Below are 718 nucleotides of genomic sequence, written 5' to 3'. Positions count from 1 at the left end.
TTCTGCCTTCTTAAAATTGCCAAAATTTCCTTAAACTCTTCTTTTTTCCCAAAACCAATTAAACGCTGAATCGCCATTTGAACATAGTCTAAACCATAGCGAAATAAACTCATTGAGAGTCGTCCATGCTTCTTTATTTTTATCGCTTTTTTTTGATCATGTTGCCATTCACCCGTTAAGTAACACCAACAGAAGCTTATAGCTAACACCGCAATCAATTTTTTCACTCGTCTAGGGTCTGTCAAGCGCGTATTTTCAAGATTAAACCCGCGTCCTTTGAGACAACTGAATAAGGTTTCAATTTCCCAGCGTAATGCATAATCCTGAATAGCATTGGCATTAAACTGAGGAGAAACGACGAGTAAAAGCTCTCCATTTTCTAACTGTAGTGCACTTATATATAGTTTCACCCGACCAACCAAAATCCGTCGTTTACGACATTCAATTTGACCAACTTTAAGATGGCGAAATAAATCACTAATTTTATGATTCTTTCCTAAATGATTGGTGACAATGAAGTTTTTTTAACACGAATGCAGAAGTTGATGTCTTGTTCAATTAACCATGTAAACCACTGCTCACCGATAAACTCTCTGTCTGCGAACACATTCACAATACGGTCTTTACCAAAAATGGCTATAAAGCGTTGAATCAAAGCAATACGCTCTTTCGTATCTGAATTTCCACGTTTATTAAGCAATGTCCAAAGGATAGGTAT

The 718-nt window shown here is 36.6% G+C and carries 1 pseudogene; it reads right to left on the bottom strand.

The features are described 5' to 3' along the window. Positions 1-718: pseudogene (locus tag ACWQ4X_RS19745) on the bottom strand (IS4-like element ISAba1 family transposase); the annotation flags it as partial.

It is taken from the genome of Acinetobacter sp. NigerLNRRAM0016 (assembly GCF_054112845.1).
This window is presented reverse-complemented; position numbering and strand designations above follow the sequence as displayed.